Origin of the sequence: uncultured Erythrobacter sp., from assembly GCF_947502395.1 — a bacterium.
In the GTDB taxonomy this organism is placed as follows: domain Bacteria; phylum Pseudomonadota; class Alphaproteobacteria; order Sphingomonadales; family Sphingomonadaceae; genus Erythrobacter.
On record NZ_CANMZM010000001.1, the window covers coordinates 213,347 to 235,041 of the forward strand.

Sequence of the window (21,695 nt, forward strand, 5' to 3'; positions counted from 1 at the left end):
GTGTGAGAGGTATGACCGCTTCTTGCCATGGTGCAGCGCAGCACAACAGAAAAACTTACAGACTTTATTGTCTCTATCGCGCCAATCTCGGCAATTCTTGTGTAATGCTGTAAATATATTTACAAAGACGGTATGACTGACTCATCACTCCTCGCTGGACCATCCCTACGCCGTCTGCGCAAACGCGAAGGGCTTACCCAGGCTGCCATGGCAGCATCCCTGGGTATTTCACCCAGCTACCTGAACTTGATCGAGCGTAACCAGCGGCCTTTGTCCGCACGGGTGCTTGTACAAGTGATCGAACGCTTCGACTTTGATCCACGCGACCTTCGCGAAGATGAGGCAATTGGAGGCATTGATGGCCTTGCACGCCGGATGGCGGACAAGCGATTTGTTGACCTCAATATTGACCGTGAAGAGTTACAGGAGTTCTTATCGGCAGCGCCTCAGGCTGCCGCGGCATTCGCGCGGCTCTATGACAATTCAGATCAGCGCGAGGCCGGCGGAGAGGATCCAATTGGCGAAGTGCGCGAAGCGGTAGAGCGCTGGCAAAACCACTTTGCTGATCTCGACCACAGTGCCGAAAGGCTCGCAGATGAGCTGCGCCTCTCGCGCGGAGATATCAGCGTAGCCTTGATCGAACGTCTTCGTGAACAGCACAGGCTCAGTGTGCGTGTGCTCCCCGCCGAAGTGGTGCCGGGCCTCGTACACCGGCTCGACTTGCACGCCCGGCAATTGCAGCTTTCTGAAATGCTGGGCGGGGCGGCCCGCAGGTTCCAAATCGCGCGCCAGATCGCCAGCTTGGAGCAGCGCGAAGAAATTGAACTGGTGGTTGAAGGCAGCAACCTGACATCAACCGAAGCGCGCGAGAGGTTCCGCGAACATGTCACCGACTATGTCGCCTCGGCATTGCTCATGCCTTATGGTCGGTTCCTGAGGGCATGCGAGCAGACCGGCTATGACCTGCCCATTCTTTCCCGCCGATTTGCAGTGAGCTTTGACCAGCTTGCACAGAGGCTTACTACCCTTCAGCGCGTTGGGGAACGCGGGCTGCCCTTCTTCACCGCTTGGTTCGGTCGAACGGGGCGACTAGTTCATTTCAGCACCGGCGCAAGCGGGGCGCTCTACCCTTTGGACGGCGCAAGATGGCCCGCCTGGGCGCCCTACGCTGCTTTCGAGAGCCGAGGTACAATGCACACGCAGGCTGTGACTTTCGGGGAAGGCGAAGCTGCGCCTAAGCACTGGTTCACCATGGCGCGTACAATTGAGGTCGACGGAGCCGCTTGTTCTGCACGGCGTTCGATCGTGCTTGGGCTAGAAGCAAGGTTTGCAAGCGTCTTGGCTCAAGCGCGTGGTGTCTCGCTTGACCCTCAAGATGCAGTGCCACTCGGAGTGGGGTGTCCCCGCTGTGGGCGTGCAGATTGCTTGACACCAGCACCTGCCCGCTTGGCCGTTGGACGGAACTAAACGTGTATTCTCTTAAGCCCCGTTAACTCTGGATGGCCCCGCATTTATGGGCCTCACGAGGGCACTGTAAAGTTTACCGACACTTAAACACTCCTGCGTAAAGGGAGGATTGGAAACGTCCCTCAGGCCCAAGGCTTCGCGCAGTAATGATCCGTTTGTTCAAACACTACATACCCCATGCGGTCATGCTTCTTGGCATGCTCGACTTCGGGCTTCTCGTGTTAGCGAGCGAGACGGCGTGGCAGTTGCGGGCAGGCCAAATCGGGATGGATCCGGGACCTATCGATGAGCGCTGGTTGCCGCTGTTGGGGTCGGCCGGAGTGGTCTGGTTGGCGATGATCGCGGTTGGGGTCTACGGGCCCAACTCGTTGCGAAGCCTTCGATTTGCGAGCGCTCGGCTATTGGTCGCGATCAGTCTGGGGATCATCGCTTTGGCGGCGATCGACTGGCTCTTGCCCGGCGAGACCTTTTGGCGTTCGACATTGCTCTATGCGATGGGGCTCTCGATCCTGGTACTTGTAGTGGATCGTTTGCTGCTCAACAGCTTCCTCGGCTCATCCGCCTTTCGTCGGCGCGTGATGGTTCTTGGCGCAGGGGGGAGAGCACAGCGCCTTCGCGAACTTGGCGACCGACCCGAATCCGGTTTTGCGATCGTGTCGTACATCTCGATGGGAGAGCCTGAGCGGGTCGTGGAAGAAGCAATCGCTCGCGATGCGATTCATGACCTTGGTCGGTTCGTGGAGAACTTGGGTGTGAGCGAAGTGGTGCTCGCGCTTGAAGAACGACGCAACTCGCTTCCACTGACCGATCTTTTGCGGATCAAGACCAAGGGTGTCCACGTCAACGATTTCTCGAGCTTCATCGAACGGGAAACGGGTCGGGTTGATCTCGATACTGTTAATCCCAGCTGGCTGATCTTCTCCGATGGGTTTTCCAGTGGCCGCATGCTGTCGAGCGCGGTGAAGCGTGTGTTTGACGTCGTCGCCAGCCTAATTTTGCTGTTTCTGACAGTACCCGTCATTTTGCTGTTCGCGCTGCTCGTCAAGCTCGACAGCAAAGGACCGGCCTTCTTCAAGCAAAAACGCGTTGGGCTGTTCGGGGAGCCATTCTATCTTATCAAGCTTCGTTCGATGCGCGTCGACGCGGAAAAAGACGGGGCAAAATGGGCGTCAAAGAATGACAATCGGATTACCCGCGTCGGGCGCTTCATTAGGAAGGTGCGCATCGATGAGTTGCCGCAAAGCTGGAGCGTGCTCAAAGGCGAGATGAGCTTTGTGGGGCCGCGCCCCGAGGTACCGACCTTTGTGGATGACCTGCAAGAAGAAATTCGCTTCTACGGCGAGCGCCACATGGTCAAACCGGGCATCACCGGTTGGGCGCAAATCAACTATCCTTATGGTGCTTCTACTGAGGACAGCCGGAAGAAGCTCGAATACGATCTCTACTACGCCAAGAATTACACGCCCTTCCTCGATTTTGTGATCCTGTTGCAGACAGTGCGCGTGGTCCTGTGGCCTGAAGGAGCGCGCTAAAAGTGCTGGGCTTTTCCGATCTTGAAGCGATGATTGCACTGATTTGCTACCTTACTGGCGGAGTGGCCGCTGCGGGTGCTGGCGTGTGGATCGCTCGCGCAGGTGATCGGTTACGGCCTGATCGCAAAGCCGCCTTGGTAGCACTTGCGACGACGGTGGTATGGTGCAGCCTGTCCATCGTTTCAGAACCAGAAACGGTCGCAATTACCATCGCTGAAACGGCGCGCAACCTGGCATTTCTTGCTGTCATTTTCCAGCTTTTTGCCGCGGATGGTCGTGACGAAAGCCTGAAACCAACGCGGCCTGTGGTCGTCACCCTCGCTTTGGTTCAATTGCTTCAGCTCTTGCTTATCTTGGTTGAGACCCAAGCCAGCGCATTCCCGCAAGTGATGCAGCTTGCACGCGAAATCAGCGATCTTTTTAGTATGATGATCGCAATTGGATCGTTGGTTCTTTTGCACAATCTTTACGCTGGCGCGGCATCTTCCTCGCGGCGGATAATTCTTTGGAGCGGGATAGGTCTGGCTGCGTTCTTTGGTTACGACCTCAACCTCCATACGCTGGCCTATCTGGGCGAGGCCAACCCGCCAGCGTTCGTCGCGCTTCAAGGGATTGTTGCGGGCTTTATGGCAGTGATGATGGCGATTGGAGCCAATTCGAGTAGTGCCGGATTGGAATTTCGGCCATCGAGAGCTGTTACCTTCCAAACACTCTCATTGTTGGTCATCGGCACCTATCTAATCGTGATGGTTCTCGTCACGCGCAGCCTTGCATTGCTGGGCGGCGACGTGGGCCGCGCCAGCCAGATTGCTTTCCTTGTTCTTGGGATCGCCGCAGCCATCATCTGGCTACCCTCGCAAAGAGTACGCCGGTCCTTGCGAGTCATGGTGGCCAAGCATTTGTTTCAGCACCGCTATGACTACCGTGAGGAATGGCTGCGCTTCACTCGCACTATCGGCCATGTTTCGAGCCCTGGCAGTAGCTTCAAAGAGCGCTCGGTCAAGGCGATTGCCGACATTACGGATAGCCCTGCAGGCCTTCTATTGATGCCGAATGAGGAAGCGCAGCTCGAACTCAATGCCAGGTGGAATTGGGCCACGCTCGATGTGCCTGCGGTTGCCAGCGATTACCTGCTGCCAAGCCTTCTTGAGCAGCACAATCATATCCTTGCCCTCGATGAGGCGCGTTCAGGCATCGAGTACTTTGGTGAGCTTGCCCATATTCCCGATTGGCTGAGCGAAGCCGAAGATGCCTGGGCCCTAGTGCCGCTTATTCATTTCGATCGTCTGGTCGGAGTTATTGTCTTAGCGCGCCCACGGATCGAACGCCGGCTTGATTGGGAGGATTTTGATCTGCTCCGCGTCGCTGGACATCAACTTGCCAGCTACCTTGCTGAACAGGCCGGTCAGCAGGCGCTGATGGACGCGAGCCGCTTCGACGAATTCAATCGGCGCATGGCGTTCGTCATGCACGATATCAAGAATATCGCGAGCCAGCTTTCCTTGCTTTCAGGCAATGCACAAAAGCATGCGGACAATCCCGATTTTCGAGCCGACATGCTCGTCACCTTGCGCAATTCCAGTGACAAGCTGAACGCCCTTTTATCTCGTCTAGGTCGTTATGGCGCTGGTCATACGCAGGCCGCCAAAGAACTCGACCTTGCTGCGCTTGCAGCCAATGTTTGCGAACGCTTCAAAGGCGTGCATCCTGTTCAGCTTGCACGAGCCGATAGTGTGATTGTGCTGGCTGATGGTGAGGGGGTGGAACAAGCTGTACTTCATCTCGTCCAAAATGCGGTCGATGCTAGCGAGAATGGGGAACCGGTCATTATCAACACAGTGAGAGACGGGCTCACAGGTTTGCTCGAAGTGGTCGATTCAGGTGTGGGCATGTCACCCGAATTCCTGCGCACCGGCCTCTTCAAACCCTTCGTTTCTTCCAAACAGGGTGGCTTCGGTATTGGAGCATTTGAAGCGCGCGAGATGATCAAGGCGATGGGAGGCCGTCTTGTGGTCGAATCTCGCGAGAACATCGGGTCGCGTTTTTCGGTGAGTTTGCCCATACCAGAAGCGGTGCGCATGATCGATGCGAGCGCTTCCAAGCATTCCTTTCCTGACGGATCAACACCAGAAAATAAAGAGGTTGCCTGATGGCCGACAAGAAACCTGTTCTGCTTGTCATTGAAGACGATAAAGGCCTGCAAGCACAGCTTAAATGGGCCTATGAGGATTTCGAAGTCGTCATCGCTGGCGACCGTGACAGCGCCATCGCCGCGTTGCGCAGTGAGGCTCCATCAGTCGTGACGCTCGATCTTGGCCTGCCGCCTGATCCTGACGGGACGACCGAGGGTTTCGCTGTGCTTGATGCGATCATGGCATTGAAGCCTGATACCAAAGTCATCGTTGCCAGCGGTCATGGGGCACGGGAAAGCGCACTCCAGGCGATTGAGCACGGAGCATATGATTTTTACCAGAAGCCGGTTGATATTGATCAACTCGGTTTGATCGTACGCCGCGCGTTCAATCTACACACTATTGAAGACGAAAACCGTCGCCTCGTTGCCAATGCGAGCGAAGATAAAACGGTGCTAGGCCGACTGATTACGGGCGCACCGGAGATGGTGAAAGTCGCCCGGACGATCGAGCGCGTGGCCTCAACTAACGTTTCGATTATGCTATTGGGAGCAAGTGGGACAGGCAAAGAACTGCTTGCTCAAGGCCTGCATGATGCGAGCAATCGATGCGACAAGCCCTTCGTTGCTATCAATTGCGCTGCGATCCCTGAGAATCTGCTTGAAAGTGAACTGTTTGGGCATGAGAAGGGCGCCTTTACGGGCGCGGTGAAAACTACTGAAGGTAAGATTGAAAGCGCCAATGGCGGCACGCTTTTTCTCGATGAGGTAGGTGACATCCCATTGCCACTTCAGGTCAAACTCCTTCGCTTCTTGCAGGAACGCACAATTGAACGGATTGGTGGGCGCAAGACCATTGCTGTCGATACGCGGATCGTGTGTGCCACGCACCAGAACCTAGAAGGCATGATTGCGGAGGGCACTTTCCGGGAAGACCTCTTCTATCGGCTGGCCGAGATCGTCGTCCGCATCCCCGGCTTAGCAGAGCGTCACGGCGATGGAGTGCTTTTGGCCAAGGCCTTCCTCAAGCGATTTGCGAAAGAAATGAACCCCTCAGTCACGGGTTTCGCGCCGGATGCGCTCAAGGCTATCGATGGACACGATTGGCCGGGCAACGTGCGCGAGCTTGAAAACCGGGTGAAACGCGCGGTGATCATGGCCGATGGCAAGTTAGTGAGCGCTGCCGACCTTGATTTCGACGGGGACGATGAAGAGGGCGAAGAAGTCCTGAACCTTAAATCAGCGCGCGAGCAGTCCGATCGCAGGGTGATCCGTCATGCGCTGGCTCGCAGCGAAGGCAATATTTCTAGCACCGCCAAACTGCTCGGTATCAGCCGCCCGACACTTTACGATCTGCTGAAGCAGTACGATCTCCATGTCTAAGCGTTTGGCCCTTGTCTCTGTGCTGGCATTACTGGCTGCCGGATGTTCCAGCGATCCTGCGCCGGCGAGCTCTACGCAACTCACCGGCAGCGATGCCTTTATGGACGCGGTTGAGGAAGCGCGGCGGCATGTGCGTTGGGGTGATCTTGCCGCTGCGGGGCAATCCTACGATCAGGCGCTTGAGATTGAGCCTGAGAATCCGGGGCTTTGGGTAGATATTGCTCGGCTGCGTTTTTTGGGCGGGGAACAACTAAGCGCGATCGCAGCGGCTGACTATGCTCTCCAACTCGGACCGAGTTATGCGCCTGCGCTTCTGCTGCGAGCTCAGATGGTGCGCGATGCCAATGGCTTGGAAGAAGCTTTGCCGTGGTTTGAATCTGCAGCCTCTATCGACCCAAACAATCCTGAGATATTGGGAGAATATGCCGCGACCTTGGGTGATCTCGGGTATAACCGCGATATGCTCTTGGCAGTGCGTGATCTTGCTGAGCTTGCACCCGATGAGCCGCAAGCGTACTATCTTCAGGCGGTGCTGGCGGCTCGCGCTGATAACCCCGGATTGGCCGCGAGACTGCTTGAGCGCAGCCGATATGTCGAAAACGGCGTGCCCGCCGCAAGAATGCTGCTCGCAATGATCAATATGCAGCAAGGCAATTATGATACTGCGGCAAACACGCTCGAAGCTTTGGCGGACGAGCAACCTGCCAACGTGCGCGTGCAGGAGTTATTGGCACAGGCTTGGTGGCAAGGGGGACGAGACAGCCAAATTGCGGATCGTTTCGAAGAGATAGCCGGGCGACCAAGTGCCTCTTCATATCTTACCATGCTTGTCGGGCGCGCTTTAGAGAGGATGGGAAATCGTGAGACCGCCATTCCTTATCTTGAGCGAGCAAGTCAGCTCGATAGTCAAACAATTTATGTTTTGTCAGAAGACGAAGCCCTTCCTGCTGCAACGAACCGTTTGCGGAATCTGGTCGCAGCGCAGAATTTGAGCGTGGCTCGTTCAGTGTCTAATCAAACTCTACGCGAGTTTCCTCAGTCAGGCGACGCGTTCTCGCTTGTGGGTGATATAGCTCTTGCTGGAGGCAATCCTTTGCCTGCGATTGAAGCCTATCAGGTTTCAGCCAAAGTTCGTCGGTCTTGGCCGCTAACCCGCAAACTCATCGCCGCAATGCTTGAAGCTGGTGAAAGTGAGCCTGCTAAGGCGGTTGCATCGCGGTATCTTAGAGGTGATCCGCTCAATCTTGATGCGATGATCGTCCTTGCCAGGCTGAGCGCCGAGGAAAGCGACTGGTTACGTGTTCAGGTGCTGCTGGATACGGCCATTGCACAAGGGGCAGGCAGTGATCCTGCTGTGCTCGCTCTGAGGGCGAAAGCGGCGCATGAACTCGGTAACGAAAGCGATGCTGCGCAAGCAAATGCGCTTTTGGCAGATACTTTGCCAGCGCCATTCCGTTAGAGCGCGGCTCGACAATCGGTTCCTGAGCGGGCAGGGCGCTTGACCCATGCTCAAGCGCTTATCCATCCTTGCTGATCCGATGATCGCAGTCCTGCTTTTAGCGACGCTCTTGGCCAGTGTCCTCCCCGCAACTGGGGAGGCGAGAATAATCGCTCAAGCGACCTCAAACGTCGCAATATTTCTCCTCTTTCTTGTCAACGGCATGCGGATTGCTCGGGGAGAAATTGCAAGAGGGCTTGCGAATTGGCGTTTCTTCCTGCCTCTTTTCGCATGGGTCTTTGGAGCGATGCCACTTATCGGATTTGGTCTTTCTAACGTGGCCACAAACCTGCTCCCACCGCTGGTAGCCTTGGGGTTCCTGTTCCTTGGCGCACTGCCTTCGACGATCCAATCCGCAACCTCTTACACTAGCCTAGGAGGCGGCAATGTCGCGCTTTCGGTTGTTGGAGCAGCTCTCATCAACATTGCTGGGGTCTTCATCACTGCGCCGCTTTTCGCATTGCTAGCAGGAAGCGAGGCAGCGGATATCGGGACCGAAACGATTGTCCGCATTGGGGTGATTCTCATCTTGCCATTCTTGATTGGTCAGGCGGTGCAGGGATGGACGATTGATTGGCTTCAAGAGCGTAAGAGCAATGTCGCTTGGCTCGATCGGATTGTGATAGGGATCGCAGTCTATGTCGCCTTCTCCGGAGCGGTCGAGCAAGGTTTGGGGCAAATTTTTGGTCCAATTGGCTGGTTGGCGCTCATTGGCCTGATCATTTTCTATTTGATCGCGGCGTCAGGTGGCGCTTGGCTAATGGCCAATATTCTCAAGATATCCCGTGAGGATCGCATCGCGTTCCTCTTTGCCGGCGCGCAGAAAAGCGTCGCAATCGGTGCGCCACTTGCCGCTATCTTGTTCGCACCTGATGTGGCCGGCTTCGTGATTGCCCCGCTGCTGCTTTATCATCTGCTCCAATTGATGATCGCAGCGCCACTGGCGAATATACTGGCAAAGAAGGCTAGCTCTTAGGTTGGTAGGTTTGATCGGCCGTCGGGAAGGAGCGTTCGCGCACCTCTTCGGCATATTGCGCAACCGTCTTGTCGATGACACTCGCAATGTCCTCGTACCGCTTCACAAAACGCGGCACGCGCTCAAACATCCCGAGCATGTCTTCTGTCACAAGTACCTGCCCGTCACACTGGGCTGATGCACCGATTCCAATCACCGGGATCTCAAGCGATTTTGTTAGTGCGATGGCGATGGGTTCAAGGACGCCTTCAGCAACGACAGAAAAAGCTCCAGCATTCTGGACGGCCATGCCATCGCCAATGATCTTGTCATGTTCTTCTTGAGACCGGCCACGCGCGGCGTACCCACCAAGCACATTGACCGCTTGAGGCGTCAAACCGACATGCGCCATCACCGGAATGCCGCGATTGGTAAGGAAACTAATGGTCTCTGCCATAGCTTCACCACCTTCAAGCTTGACCGCTGCACACCCTGTTTCGGCCATGATCCGGCTCGCAGTGTCAAAGGCCTGCTCCTTTGATCTTTCATACGACCCAAAGGGCATGTCGACGACCACAAGGCTGTGATAGCTGCCGCGCACGACAGCGGCACCATGAGCAATCATCATGTCGACTGTTACAGGAAGTGTGGAATCGAGGCCGTAAACAACCTGACCCAAGGAATCGCCCACGAGGAGAATGTCACAGTGAGCGTCGAGCAGTTGGGCTTGGCGAGCGGTGTAAGCTGTAAGCATCACTAGCGGCTCTTTGGTTTGACCGTCCTTCTTACGATCGCGAATGCGCGGAACGGTCAGCCTTTTGCGCGGCTTTGGTGTAGGGGTGGCTCGGCTGGTGCTCGTATCGAGCTGGAATGTTGTAGACATGATGAAGTCCTCTAACGCTGGGAGTTCGTATTCGGCAATGCTTTTGAGTTTCGAATTTGCTGCGGATCTTTGAATGTGTGAGGTGATTGGATCGCTTAACAGGACTATCAAAGGTTTTGTGAAACCGATGTGAAAGCGATTGCCGATGCGCAAGATAGCTTTTGAGAATTGCTGGCTGTGCATGTTGTCGAGCGGCTTATTGTCAGTCTTGCACGTATTCTCCCAAGTCAGCCCTTGGCGCGGGGGGAGAATCGTTGCACAACGTCTGACTGAATCGAGGGATGGCGCTCAATACAAGCGCTGATGAGAGGAAATACCAAAACATGGCAGCAGCAGGTTCGGGTGCTAGAGCTGGTCACGAGAACTGGTCATCGCGCAGCGCGTTTATTTTGGCAGCCGTGGGTTCGGCTGTGGGGCTGGGCAACATGTGGCGTTTTCCCGCAGAAGCGGGCGAGAACGGTGGTGGGGCTTTCGTCCTTTTCTACATTTTCTGTGTGCTGCTCATCGGTTTGCCGGTGCTCTTGTCCGAGGTACTGATTGGCCGCCATGGACAGGCCAACGCGCCTGAAAGTGTTCGGCGTGTTGCGCGCGATTCCAAGGCATCGGAAGGATGGAGCGTACTCGCCTCAATGGGCGTGTTTGCCGCCTTTCTGATCCTCAGTTTCTACTGTGTCGTTGGCGGTTGGGTGATTTACTACATTGGCGTCTTTGCGAGCGACCTGTTCCAGACAGGGCTTACCGGAGGCGCATTTGAAGGACGTGCGGCTGAAGACATCGAGGGCCTGCTTCCAAGTCTGTTTGGCAATGGTGGCCTTATGGTCGGGCTCAATCTCGGCTTCCTCGCAGTGACGATGTTTTTCGTCTCGCGCGGTGTGTCGAGCGGGATTGAATGGGTCGCGGTTTATCTTATGCCGCTGTTCTTCCTGCTGTTCCTGGGGATCACGATTTATGGCGCCTTCACCGGTAATTTCAACGAAGCTGTTGCCTATCTCTTTACCTTCGACTTCTCGAAACTGACCGGGGAAGTGATGTTGGCGGCTGTTGGGCAGGCGTTCTTCTCGCTCTCCCTGGGTGTGGCAGGCATGATGACTTATGGTGCCTATGCCAATCGCGAGACCAATTTGGGCGAGACTTCCGGGATTATCGCAAGTGCGGATACGGGGGTTGCGCTGCTTGCCGGTCTTGCAATCTTTCCGATTGTGTTTGCCGCCGGCCTGTCTGCAAGCATCGGTCCGGGTTTGATGTTCCAGTCGCTGCCGATTGCGTTTCAGGCGATGCCGTTTGGCTCGCTTATCGGACTGGCTTTCTTCATCATGGTGTTCTTCGCGGCTCTCACCAGCTCGGTCTCACTGCTTGAGGCACCAACGGCGTGGGTGTTTGAGAAGTTTAAGCTGGCGCGTCCGGTAGCAACCATCATTGTAGGCACGGGGGCTGCGGTTCTGGGTGCGCTTTCCGGTTGGTTCTGGGGAGCGCCTGTTCCAGGGGTAGCCTCGCTTGCCTTGTTTGAGGGACAGGATCTTTTCAATGTTCTCGATGGGGTTACAGCCAAGCTGTTTATGCCCATTGGCGCAATCCTGACGTGTATCTTTGTGGGTTGGATCGCGGATGCGCGGTTGATTGATAAAGAGAACGGCCTTGATGGCGTCCTTCATCAGACATGGCGCGCTTTGGTCCGCTATGTGTGCCCGATTGTACTGGCGGTAATCTTGGTTGTGGGTCTGACTGGTTAATAGGAACTAGGAGCGATTGCGAGTTGCAATCGCTCCTTATATATGGAACATAATAGGAACAAAGGGTTCACTATGAGTCTTTTGATGTGTTTCAATGACCAAGCCTGCTTCTCTTTCTCGGCCCAATATGCCGCCGCTCCCGCGCCTCTCGGTCAAGGATATTGCTGCGCTATCCAAGCAACGGGAGACGCGTTGGCGTCCGGGGCTGGCCGATCAGCCGCTGCATAACGAGATTTTTGCAAGTAGCCGCGATGCCAGCGGTGTGGGGTTGGCGCTGGCTTTGGCGCGTGATGCTTTAGCGATTACGGATGGACATGAGGATGTTCTGGCTGAGGCGGAGGACCGGCGGCAGCTCCTGTGGGTGCAGGATAAACGCGCGGTGGAGATGAACGGTCGACCCTACCTTCATGCCCTGCCAGATGAATGGCGTGATCGGGTGATCTGTGTCGAAGCGCGGAGGCCTGAGGATGCGCTATTTGCTCTGGAAGAGGGGCTTAAATGCCGGGACCTCGCCTGCGTGATCGGAGAGATTGTGGGCAATCCACGCGCACTCGATTTCACCGCATCGCGAAGGCTTAGCCTGGCGGCAGAGAAGCACGGTGTGGCCTTGTGGCTGGTGCGGTTGGAGGCTGAGGCGGACTTGTCCTCGGCACGCATGCGGTGGCGCGCGCGACCCGGTGTTTCGTCAGCTCCACGTTGGAATATGAATGGACCGGGGGAGGCTGTGTGGCAGGCGGAACTGTTCCGGGCGCGTAGCCATGCCCCGGGGAAATGGGATCTTGGCTTTGAGGACGGGGGCCAAGGGGGTGAGCACCAAGGAGAAGGGCGATTGCGGGTCCGTACTCTTCCCAAGCAACCCAAACGTCCTCTTGAGCAGTCTACAAATGTCCCTCTCTCACTCCCAAAACACCCCACCACAAGCCGGTCGCCGTATTCTGGCAATCTGGTGCGCGCGACTTTCGGTCGATCGCTGGCGGCTGTCGCTCGCCGATAGTGAGGAGAGAGCAGAGGGGGTAGAGGAACCGCCTACCGTCCTGATCACAGAAACCGCTCACGGCCCGCGTATCGATGCGGTGAATGAGGCTGGGCACGTTGCAGGTGCGCGTTCAGGCATGATGCTCGCTGATGCGCGGGCGCTCTACCCGCAGTTGCAGACCGCTCCGTCTTACCCAGCGGGTGATCTTGCCTTCCTAGAGAAACTGGCTGTGTGGGCCCAGCGCTGGGGGCCATGGAGCGCGCTTGATCCGCCCGATGGGGTGCTGGTGGATGTAACAGCGGTCGCGCACCTCTTCGGCGGTGAACGGAGGCTCTTTGCCGATGTGGAGCGCGCCTTTGCTAAGCGCCACCTGGCAGTGCGCGCGAGCATTGCTCCCACGGCAGGTGCGGCCTGGGCGCTGGCTCACTATGGACCGCGTGGGTCTATCTTGAATAGCTCTTCCGATAGAGACGTCATGATGCGCCAGCTTGCCGACCTGCCCGCAGCAGCGCTGAGGCTTGATATTGACGTCCTCACCGTACTTCGCCGTCTTGGTCTTAAACGTCTCGGCGATCTTGCCGATATCACTACCGGCGCCATCAACCGGACTGAGGCCGCTGCACGCGACGCGCTTCACCGCCGGTTCCGCGGTCGCAAGTCTCCAAGCGCAAACCCGCTGATCCGGCTTGATCAATTGCTCGGTCGCGTACCTGAGCCACTCCTCCCTGTGGTGCCGCAGCATATGCCTTTGGTGCAACGCCGCTTGATGGAACCTTTGCGTCATCGCTCGCTCCTCGACCAAGTGTTGGAAGACTTGGCGCAGGATATGGCGCGCGAACTCGAAGCGCAGGGGCAGGGGGCAAGGCGGCTCGAGCTCGGCATGTGGAGGGTTGATGGTGAGGTGATTGTGCGCCGTCTAGAACTCGCTGCTGCCACCCGCGATCCAGCACATATCACAAGGCTATTTGCTGAAAAGTTAGACGGGATTGAGGCAGGCTTCGGGATTGAGACCGTGCGTTTGCGAGCCAACTGGGCGGAACCCTTTGCTGCAAGCCAAGGTGATGTCGAAGAGGCAGCTGAGAGACACGGCACCTCGCTTTCCGCCTGTATTGACCGGCTGAGCGTCAGGCTTGGAGCCCATGCTGTGCGCCGCCCGGTCGCCTATGCGAGCCACGTGCCCGAGCGCGCACAAAGCTGGCAGGCTCCGCTTGCTCCCATCTCCGCCCCCGACACTCTCACAAGCCGCCGCGCAAGACCGCTCAAACTGCTTGATCGACCTGAGAAAATTGCGGTGCTGTATGCCTCTCCTGATGGCTACCCGCAGCGTTTCCGATGGCGTGCCCGTGTGCATGAAGTCGCCCGTGTCGAAGGACCTGAGCGGATTGCACCCGAATGGTGGCGTGAGCGTTCGAGTGTGCGTTTGCGCGATTATTACCGCATCGAGGATGGGAAAGGCGCGCGCTATTGGATCTATCGTTCAGGGCTCGCAGGTGATGGGCGGGGGGGCATCCCGGATTGGTTTCTCCACGGTATAGATGTATGAAAAGTCTAGGAAAGTTTCTATAAACGGCTTGGTTAGTCTTTGTTTACCACCTTCTGCTATAAAACACGCATGGCTCAGGAGGATCCTTCTCGCACGTCCAACCGCCGCCCCTTGCATCTTATGATCAAGGGACGCGTGCAATCGCGCGCCATTTATGCCGATCTGATCGACATATCGGAAGGCGGTTGTAAGCTGCGCGCAAGCTCAGGCTTCGCCAGTGTGGGTGATCGCGTCACTATGCGCCTGAACGGTATCAACGCGCCCTTGGGCAAGGTCGTGTGGATCGAAGGCAAAGTCGCCGGCGTTGCTTTCGAGAGCCGCATGCATGTCGCTGTCTTGGATTACCTATGTGCGAGCGTGGACGAAGCCACTCAACACGAACGTCAAACCATGCACCGCATGTAAGCAGGCACAAAAAAGGGCCGGGAAGAACGTCCGACCCTTTTCCGTTAGCAACAAAGTTGCCGATTAGCTTGCCCAGTCAGCTTGCACTGTAAGGCATTGAGCTGTGGTGCAGGACGATCTTAAGGTCGCCGCTCTCGTCTTTTTCGTAGGCGAACGAGTACTCAACCTTGGTTTCGTTGCCGTCGGTGCCGGTGAAGAAATAGTTGCCCATAGCTACTGCCATGTCACCGCTATCTGAAATGACGGTACCATTATTTTCCCAACGCACGTTGGTGTAAGGCGCAATAGCGAAACCACCATCTTCGGTGCCTTCTGTGCCCACGAAGTAGCTGAGAGCTTCTTCGGTTGTTTCACGGAATTGGTCTTCTGCAGCCAGTGTTGGCTTGAACAAAATCGTTTCTGCGCCGTAAGCATAGTGCGTCGCGATGTGCTCGGAAGCGCGTGCGCTAAAATCGCCTCCTTCTGTAAAGGTTGAGCCGATTGCGACAATGCCTTCACCCCAGGCTTGCTGAGCAGCAGCGACTTCTTCTGCGCTAATCGGATTTGTGATGTCATCCGATGCCGCTTCTGCATTGCCGCATGCGGCCAGAGCCAATGAACCGACGCTAACAACGCCAAGATATGCAAGTTTCTTCATATTTTACTCCCAAGGGCATGATGGCCCCAAATGATGAACCGTTAGGTTGATACGGGAACGGGGAGGGGCACGAAATTCCCCGGCAGGTGTAGGCCGGGTGGCCTATGTAAGATTGAGGTGTCGCCTGTGTCCTATCTTGTGTTTCCGGCGGATTGCACAATTTGCATTTGTTGAATTGCCAAAAAGAACATATATAGAACATATGTCTCAAAAATCCTTGCGCCAGAGATTGGAAATCCTCGCTGATGCGGCGAAATATGATGCGTCTTGCGCGTCTTCTGGCACGGCGAAGAAGAACTCGCTGGGCGGGAAAGGTGTAGGCTCAACCGAAGGGATGGGCATTTGTCATGCCTACGCGCCTGATGGCCGGTGCATCTCGCTGTTGAAGATATTGCTGACCAATCACTGCATCTTCGACTGCCATTATTGTATCAACCGGAAGAGCTCGAACACGCCGCGTGCGAAGTTCACGCCGCAAGAGGTCGCTGACCTCACGATCAACTTCTACAAGCGCAATTATATCGAAGGGCTGTTCCTGTCCTCAGGCATTATCAAAAACTCCAATCATACGATGGAGCAGCTGATGGAAACAGCGCGGATCCTTCGTGAAGAGTATGATTTTCGCGGCTACATTCACTTGAAGACCATTCCCGAGGCGGACCCTGAGCTGATCGAGCAGGCGGGGATGTATGCTGATCGCGTGTCGATCAATGTGGAATTACCGACCAGAGCCGGGCTGACGAAGCTTGCGCCTGACAAGGATGAGGTGGAGATTGAGGGCGCGCTGGCTAAGACCAAATCGCGTATCATCCAGGCGAAGGATGAAAGGAAGCGTTTCCGTCACGCGCCGCGTTTTGCCCCCGCGGGTCAATCGACGCAGATGATTGTGGGCGCAGATGACGCCAATGATGCAGCGATCGTTGGCCGGGCGAGCGGCCTCTACAACCAGTTTGGCTTGCGCCGCGTCTATTACAGCGCCTTTTCGCCGATCCCTGATGCGAGCGCGGTGTTGCCTTTGAAACGCCCGCCATTGATGCGCGAACATCGCTTGTATCAATCTGATTGGCTGATCCGGTTTTATGGGTTTGCCGCCAATGATGTGGCCGATGCGACGGAAGATGATGGAAATCTCCCGCTTGATATTGATCCCAAGCTTGCTTGGGCGCTGAAGTTCCGGGGGCAGTTTCCGGTCGATGTGAATCGGGCTTCCAAGGAGCAGCTCTTGCGCGTGCCGGGGCTGGGAACGACGGCGGTGGGGCGGATTTTGAAAGCGCGGCGATATCGGCGCTTGCGGCTTGAGGATGTGGGCAGGCTTACGCAGTCCATCGCCAAAGTGCGTCCCTTTTTGGTTGCGGCTGATTGGCGGCCCACGCGGCTTACCGACCGGGCGGATTTGCGCAGCATGCTTGCGCCCAAGTCAGAACAGTTGGAGCTGTTTTGATGACAGCGCTCCAACACGTCTCCCTAGGCGCACACTACGTCGTTCACTTACCCAGGCCCGATGACTTTGCCTTCTGGCGCGAGCGTGCACGCCAATTGATCCAATGCGATGTGCCCCCAGATCGGGTGAGCTGGGCGGAGCCGGGGGGGACCGGTGATCTGTTTGCTTACGAAGGGCCATCTCGGGGTGAGAAGCGCCTGCCTGTGCCCGATACCGGTGCACCTGAAGTGCGCGCGTCCAAGCGGTTTATGCGCCTTGCCCGCAATGTTTCGGTTCACTCTGATCCAGAGCGTTTTAGCCTACTTTACCGCACGCTATGGCGGCTCCAATCGCGGCCCGGGATGATGCAAGACAGCGCCGATACAGACGTGCGCCGCATCGAAGAACTCGACAAAGAGGTTCGCCGTGATGCCCACAAAATGCACGCCTTCGTACGCTTTCGTGAAGTCGAGGATGAGGGCGGTGAGCACTACGTCGCGTGGTTTGAGCCTGACCACCACATCGTGCGCCGCGAGGCAGGTTTTTTCATGCGCCGCTTTGCCAATATGCACTGGTCGATCCTGACGCCCAGAGGCTGCATCCATTGGGACGGCACGACCATGCGCGAGAGCCCTCCAGCACGGCGCGAAGATGCGCCAGCGGGTGATCCGGTGGAGGCACTTTGGAAGTCCTATTACGTCTCAATCTTCAACCCGGCGCGCCTCAAGGTAGGCGCGATGCTGTCCGAAATGCCGAAGAAATATTGGAAAAACATGCCTGAGGCGGAGCTTATCCCAGATCTGATCGCCGGGGCACAGGCGAGAGAGGCGGGCATGGTTGCCGCGGGTGGGCGCAAGGTGAGGGAGGTGCCCTCAAGCTTGGAGGAAATCGAAGCTGGCATCATCGCTTGCCGAGATTGTCCGATAGCCGAATGCAGGACGCAGGCCGTTATGGGCGAGGGTGCTGTGGGTGCTTACTTGATGATCGTTGGTGAACAGCCGGGGGATCAGGAGGATTTGGTGGGGAAACCCTTTGTGGGACCTGCTGGGCAATTGCTGGATGAGTATCTCGCTGGGGTAGGGATTGACCGGGGGGCGACCTACGTCACCAATGCGGTCAAGCACTTCAAATTTGTGGCGCGTGGGAAACGGCGTATCCACCAGACCCCTCAAGCCAAGGAAATCGATATTTGCCGCTTTTGGCTTGAGGCGGAACGCAAAGTGGTCGTCCCCCGTGTGGTATTGGCCCTTGGCGCGAGTGCTGCAAGGGCGCTGTTGGGGCGCACCGTAAGCCTTGCGAAAGAGCGCGGGCGCCCGGTGCCGTTGGACGACGGAAGCGAGCTCTGGATCACCGCGCACCCATCCTATCTCCTGCGTCTTGATGGCGAGGCGAGGGCGGCTCAAGAGGAGCTGTTTGCGCGCGATCTGGCGGCGGTGAAGGCGCGTACTGAGGTGCTTGCGTGATATGCCAGAGGCCCCGCTTACCCCTGATAAACGCACGCTGGAGCTTGATCCTGACCTGATCGGGCCGCCACCCAAAGCGCCTTTTGTGGAGCTGGGGGTGGTGAGCTGTTTCTCCTTCCTTCGTGGCGCGTCCGATGCGGTGGACTTAGCGATGACGGCGCGAGCTTTGGGATATGATGCGCTGGGGATCGCGGACGCTAACAGTTTTGCAGGTGTTGTGAGACTTCACACAGAAGCAAAGACCCTCAAATTGCGCCCCGTTATCGGCACAAGAATTGAGACGGTCGAAGGGCTCGCCTTCCTCGCCTATCCCAAAACGCGTGTTGCCTATGGTCGTCTCTCACGCCTGATCAGTCAGGGGCGGATGCAGACGCTTGAGGGGGAATGGCAGGAGAAAGGCGTGTGCGAGATCAGCCTGGAGATGCTCGCTGAACACAGCGGTGGCGTGCAATTGATCCTCCTTGCGCCCGATGATTTGAGCGCGGAATTCACTATAGAGGTTGAGAGCAATGTCATCCCTTTCCGTCACCCCGGATTTGATCCGGGGTCTAGCTCACTTGAAGCCAGCGAGAAGCAAGCTGGATCCCGGCTCGGGGGCCGGGATGACGATAAAGTGAGCATGACCGCTTCTCTTCCTAAGCTTCTTCCCCACCTGACCGAGCAACTCCCAAACCTTCGCTACCTTGCAGCAAGCTACCTCTACTGCGGTGATGATGTGGCTCGCATCGACCAGCTGGACAGGTTAGCCCGCGACAACACCCTCACTCTCCTTGCGACCAATGATGTGCATTACCATGCAGCCCAGCGTCGCCCTTTACAGGACGTTATGACGGCGATTGCGAATAAGACGACTGTGGCGCAGGCCGGACACCTGCTCCACGCTAATGCAGAGCGGCACCTGAAATCGCCTGAACAGATGCTCCGCCTGTTTGAACGTTGGCCTCATGCCGTGCATGCCGCGCGCGAAGTGGCGGACAATTGTGACTTCTCGCTTGATGAACTCGCCTATGAGTATCCGGAGGAAATCTATCCCGATGGTATGGCTCCGCAGGAATATCTGGAGGTTGAAACATGGGCAGGTGCGCTCCGACGATACCCCAATGGCGTTCCGGAAAGCGTCCACGATACGCTGGAGCGCGAACTTGCCCTGATCGCGAAACTCGACCTCGCACGCTATTTCCTGACCATCAAGGATATCGTCGATTTTGCACGCTCAGTGGACCCGCCGATATTGTGTCAGGGCAGGGGCTCTGCGGCGAATTCTGCCGTCTGCTACTGTCTTGAAATCACTAGTGTGGACCCGGCCAAGCACCAGCTCCTCTTCGACCGTTTCATTTCCGAAGAGCGCAAAGAGCCGCCCGATATCGACGTCGATTTTGAGCATGAGCGGCGCGAGGAGGTGATTCAGTATATCTACGCCAAGTATGGCCGCGCGCGTGCTGGTCTGGCCGCGACCGTCATCCATTATCGCCCCCGTATGGCAATCCGCGAAGTGGGTAAGGCGATGGGGCTGTCCGAGGACATCACCAGCGCGCTCGCACGCACGGTGTGGGGTGGTCATGGACGCGAGATCGGGGAGGCGCATGTCGAAGAAATCGGTATGGATCTCAGCGATCCGCATCTCAAGCGTGTGCTCGCCCTTACTGAGCAGATGATTGGTATGCCGCGTCACCTCTCGCAGCATGTGGGCGGGTTTATTCTCACTGACGGTCCGCTGACTGAGACGGTGCCGATTGGCAATGGTGCCATGCCAGAGCGATCCTTCATTGAGTGGGATAAGGACGATATTGAGGCGTTGGGTATCCTCAAGGTCGATGTGTTGGCGCTGGGGATGCTCACTTGCATCAAGAAATGTCTCGACCTGTTAGAGGCGCATCATGATCGACCCCTGACCCTTGCCACGGTCCCGCGAGAGGACCCGGAGACCTATGCGATGCTGCGCAAGGGAGATTCCTTGGGTGTTTTTCAGGTCGAGAGCCGCGCGCAGATGAACATGCTACCGCGCCTTCGCCCGCGCGAGTTTTACGATCTAGTAATCCAGGTCGCGATTGTGCGCCCTGGGCCGATCCAGGGCGATATGGTGCACCCTTATCTCAAGCGTCGCCGCGGTGCGGAGCAGGTGGTGATTCCCAAGCCGTCGCCTGCGCATGGGCCACCTGATGAACTGTCGAGCATTCTCGAACGCACTTTAGGTGTCCCGATTTTCCAAGAGCAGGCGATGAAGATTGCGCTCGACGCTGCCAAATTCTCTTCGCTCGAGGCCAACCGCCTACGCAAAGCCATGGCGACCTTTCGTTCACGCGGGAAGGTTGATGAGCTCGAGGACCTGATGGTCGGCAAGATGGTCGAGCGCGGATATGATGAGGATTTCGCACAGCGTTGCTTCAATCAGATCAAGGGATTTGGCGAATACGGCTTTCCGGAGAGCCACGCCGCAAGTTTTGCCCATCTGGTCTATGTCTCAAGCTGGCTAAAATGCCATTTCCCTGCGGCGTTTGCAGCCGCGCTTCTCAACTCGCAGCCTATGGGCTTTTACGCGCCAGCGCAGATTGTCCGTGATGCGCGTGAGCACGGGGTGGAGGTGTTGCCTGCAGATGTGAATGCGTCGGAGTGGGATTGTACGCTTGAACCTGTGCAGATCCACCCCGCTGCGACCAGCGCCGACGCAAGTCTCACTGTCCCTCCCGCATGTGAGAGGGGGGCGGAGCTTGGCAGCTTGCTGCCTAGCGAAGCGTGGTGGGCAGGGCGCGATCAGGGCCGCCAAGACAAACATATTGCCCTTCGCTTGGGGCTACGCCAGGTGGACGGCCTACATGAACATGTGGCGGCACAGTTGGTGGCAGGGCGCGCTGAGAACGGCCCTTACCGCGATGTCGCTCAGTTGCGCGAGCGGGCAGGTTTGTCACCGTCGCATATCGAGCGGCTTGCCAGCGCCGATGCCTTTACTTCGCTGAACCTTCCCCGCCGCCAAGCCTTGTGGGATGCAAGGAGCCTTATTGCCGGGCCTGACCTGCCGCTTTTCCGGGTGGCTGAGGAGCGTGACGAAGGGGCGGAAAGCACGCCCACGAAGCTCCCTACAATGCCACTCTCAGAAGAGGTGGTGAATGACTATCAGACCACGCGCCTCAGCCTCAAAGCCCATCCGCTATCCTTCCTTCGCCCGAACCTTGTTGAACGTGGTTTTGTGCGCGCCTGTGACCTCAGACACCGCAAATACCGCAGCATTGTGAAGGTCGCAGGGGTGGTGCTGATCCGTCAGCGCCCCGGCTCTGCCAAGGGTGTCTGCTTCATCACGCTTGAGGATGAGACCGGGGTGGTGAACCTTGTGATCTGGCCTGACCTGATGGCCAAGCAGCGAAAGGTGATAATGGGCGCGCGCCTGATGGAGGTGAGGGGACGTGTCGAATATGATGATGAGGTGATCCATGTCATCGCGCACCACCTGACCGATGCAACCGATCGCCTCTACGCGTTGTCAGATGACATGCTGAATTCGCCTGTTGCGCGTGTCGATCATGTTAATGCGCCGTTGCATTCCCATTCCCAGGGGCGCAAAACTCCGGCTCAAAAGCAAGCAGTACATCCGCGCGACATGATCGATCAGCTACCAAGCCCCAAAGGGCATCCGCGCAACCACCGGATCATCCCCAAATCGCGCGATTTTCATTAAGG

15 protein-coding genes are annotated in these 21,695 nt (G+C 57.0%); 13 read left to right on the top strand and 2 right to left on the bottom strand.

From position 1 onward, the window contains the following. The first annotated feature begins 132 nt into the window (after window positions 1–132). The 6 genes from Q0778_RS00945 to Q0778_RS00970 all read left to right on the top strand — a co-directional run bounded on the left by Q0778_RS00945 (window position 133) and on the right by Q0778_RS00970 (window position 8,987). Complete coding sequence (locus tag Q0778_RS00945) at window positions 133–1,467, top strand: short-chain fatty acyl-CoA regulator family protein (RefSeq protein ID WP_298303091.1); 1,335 nt, start codon at window positions 133–135, stop codon at window positions 1,465–1,467. Between the two features lie 146 nt (window positions 1,468–1,613). Then, a complete protein-coding gene (locus Q0778_RS00950) occupies window positions 1,614–2,999 on the top strand; it encodes a TIGR03013 family XrtA/PEP-CTERM system glycosyltransferase (RefSeq protein WP_298333364.1) in 1,386 nt (461 codons plus the stop codon). A gap of 2 nt (window positions 3,000–3,001) precedes the next feature. Beyond that, complete coding sequence (prsK, locus tag Q0778_RS00955; protein ID WP_298303096.1) at window positions 3,002–5,149, top strand: XrtA/PEP-CTERM system histidine kinase PrsK; 2,148 nt, start codon at window positions 3,002–3,004, stop codon at window positions 5,147–5,149. After that, a complete protein-coding gene (gene prsR, locus Q0778_RS00960) occupies window positions 5,149–6,513 on the top strand; it encodes a PEP-CTERM-box response regulator transcription factor (protein ID WP_298333366.1) in 1,365 nt (454 codons plus the stop codon). Before prsK ends, prsR begins: the two co-directional genes overlap by 1 nt. Then, entirely contained in the window at window positions 6,506–7,972 is a 1,467-nt protein-coding gene (locus tag Q0778_RS00965; protein ID WP_298333368.1) for a tetratricopeptide repeat protein, read from the top strand. The genes prsR and Q0778_RS00965 overlap by 8 nt, the downstream gene beginning before the upstream one ends. 46 nt (window positions 7,973–8,018) lie before the next feature. Further along, on the top strand, window positions 8,019–8,987 hold the full coding sequence (locus Q0778_RS00970; protein ID WP_298333370.1) for a bile acid:sodium symporter family protein: 969 nt from the start codon (window positions 8,019–8,021) through the stop codon (window positions 8,985–8,987). On the opposite strand, the gene panB is transcribed toward Q0778_RS00970, so the two are convergent. Next, window positions 8,977–9,849, bottom strand: coding sequence for a 3-methyl-2-oxobutanoate hydroxymethyltransferase (gene panB, locus Q0778_RS00975; RefSeq protein ID WP_298333372.1), 873 nt, complete (start codon window positions 9,847–9,849; stop codon window positions 8,977–8,979). The two genes, Q0778_RS00970 and panB, sit on opposite strands and share 11 nt — an antisense overlap. Before the next feature lie 323 nt (window positions 9,850–10,172). On the opposite strand from panB, the gene Q0778_RS00980 reads away from it, so the two are divergent. The 4 genes from Q0778_RS00980 to Q0778_RS00995 all read left to right on the top strand — a co-directional run bounded on the left by Q0778_RS00980 (window position 10,173) and on the right by Q0778_RS00995 (window position 14,503). After that, the gene (locus tag Q0778_RS00980; protein ID WP_298303106.1) at window positions 10,173–11,579 is read left to right on the top strand and encodes a sodium-dependent transporter; all 1,407 of its coding nucleotides are present in this window, start codon (window positions 10,173–10,175) and stop codon (window positions 11,577–11,579) included. Window positions 11,580–11,673: 94 nt separating this feature from the next. Further along, complete coding sequence (locus tag Q0778_RS00985; protein WP_298333374.1) at window positions 11,674–12,573, top strand: recA-like protein; 900 nt, start codon at window positions 11,674–11,676, stop codon at window positions 12,571–12,573. After that, window positions 12,464–14,098 (top strand): DNA polymerase Y family protein, encoded by a 1,635-nt coding sequence (locus Q0778_RS00990; RefSeq protein WP_298333376.1) that lies wholly within the window; start codon window positions 12,464–12,466, stop codon window positions 14,096–14,098. Before Q0778_RS00985 ends, Q0778_RS00990 begins: the two co-directional genes overlap by 110 nt. Before the next feature lie 69 nt (window positions 14,099–14,167). Beyond that, a complete protein-coding gene (locus Q0778_RS00995) occupies window positions 14,168–14,503 on the top strand; it encodes a PilZ domain-containing protein (RefSeq protein WP_298333378.1) in 336 nt (111 codons plus the stop codon). Between the two features lie 76 nt (window positions 14,504–14,579). Here Q0778_RS00995 and Q0778_RS01000 read toward each other — a convergent pair whose 3' ends face one another. After that, window positions 14,580–15,140 (bottom strand): phosphoribosyl-AMP cyclohydrolase, encoded by a 561-nt coding sequence (locus Q0778_RS01000; protein ID WP_298303114.1) that lies wholly within the window; start codon window positions 15,138–15,140, stop codon window positions 14,580–14,582. Window positions 15,141–15,342: 202 nt separating this feature from the next. Here Q0778_RS01000 and Q0778_RS01005 point away from each other — a divergent pair, with 202 nt between their 5' ends. From Q0778_RS01005 to Q0778_RS01015, 3 genes are read left to right on the top strand one after another with little or no spacing between them, the layout of a single operon-like run. Beyond that, window positions 15,343–16,581, top strand: a complete 1,239-nt coding sequence (locus Q0778_RS01005; RefSeq protein ID WP_298333380.1) for a putative DNA modification/repair radical SAM protein — start codon at window positions 15,343–15,345, stop codon at window positions 16,579–16,581. Next, a complete protein-coding gene (locus Q0778_RS01010) occupies window positions 16,581–18,023 on the top strand; it encodes a UdgX family uracil-DNA binding protein (RefSeq protein ID WP_298333382.1) in 1,443 nt (480 codons plus the stop codon). Before Q0778_RS01005 ends, Q0778_RS01010 begins: the two co-directional genes overlap by 1 nt. Window position 18,024: 1 nt before the next feature. Continuing rightward, window positions 18,025–21,693: an error-prone DNA polymerase gene (locus tag Q0778_RS01015; protein ID WP_298333384.1), complete on the top strand. Its 3,669-nt coding sequence runs from the start codon at window positions 18,025–18,027 to the stop codon at window positions 21,691–21,693. Window positions 21,694–21,695: the final 2 nt, after the last annotated feature.

Coding starts and splice junctions, on each gene's coding strand:
- Q0778_RS00945 (WP_298303091.1), top strand. CDS start 133: ATGACTGACTCATCACTCCTCGCTGGACCATCCCTACGCCGTCTGCGC.
- Q0778_RS00950 (WP_298333364.1), top strand. CDS start 1,614: ATGATCCGTTTGTTCAAACACTACATACCCCATGCGGTCATGCTTCTT.
- prsR (WP_298333366.1), top strand. CDS start 5,149: ATGGCCGACAAGAAACCTGTTCTGCTTGTCATTGAAGACGATAAAGGC.
- Q0778_RS00965 (WP_298333368.1), top strand. CDS start 6,506: ATGTCTAAGCGTTTGGCCCTTGTCTCTGTGCTGGCATTACTGGCTGCC.
- Q0778_RS00970 (WP_298333370.1), top strand. CDS start 8,019: ATGCTCAAGCGCTTATCCATCCTTGCTGATCCGATGATCGCAGTCCTG.
- panB (WP_298333372.1), bottom strand. CDS start 9,849: ATGTCTACAACATTCCAGCTCGATACGAGCACCAGCCGAGCCACCCCT.
- Q0778_RS00980 (WP_298303106.1), top strand. CDS start 10,173: ATGGCAGCAGCAGGTTCGGGTGCTAGAGCTGGTCACGAGAACTGGTCA.
- Q0778_RS00985 (WP_298333374.1), top strand. CDS start 11,674: ATGACCAAGCCTGCTTCTCTTTCTCGGCCCAATATGCCGCCGCTCCCG.
- Q0778_RS00990 (WP_298333376.1), top strand. CDS start 12,464: ATGTCCCTCTCTCACTCCCAAAACACCCCACCACAAGCCGGTCGCCGT.
- Q0778_RS00995 (WP_298333378.1), top strand. CDS start 14,168: ATGGCTCAGGAGGATCCTTCTCGCACGTCCAACCGCCGCCCCTTGCAT.
- Q0778_RS01000 (WP_298303114.1), bottom strand. CDS start 15,140: ATGAAGAAACTTGCATATCTTGGCGTTGTTAGCGTCGGTTCATTGGCT.
- Q0778_RS01005 (WP_298333380.1), top strand. CDS start 15,343: ATGTCTCAAAAATCCTTGCGCCAGAGATTGGAAATCCTCGCTGATGCG.
- Q0778_RS01010 (WP_298333382.1), top strand. CDS start 16,581: ATGACAGCGCTCCAACACGTCTCCCTAGGCGCACACTACGTCGTTCAC.
- Q0778_RS01015 (WP_298333384.1), top strand. CDS start 18,025: ATGCCAGAGGCCCCGCTTACCCCTGATAAACGCACGCTGGAGCTTGAT.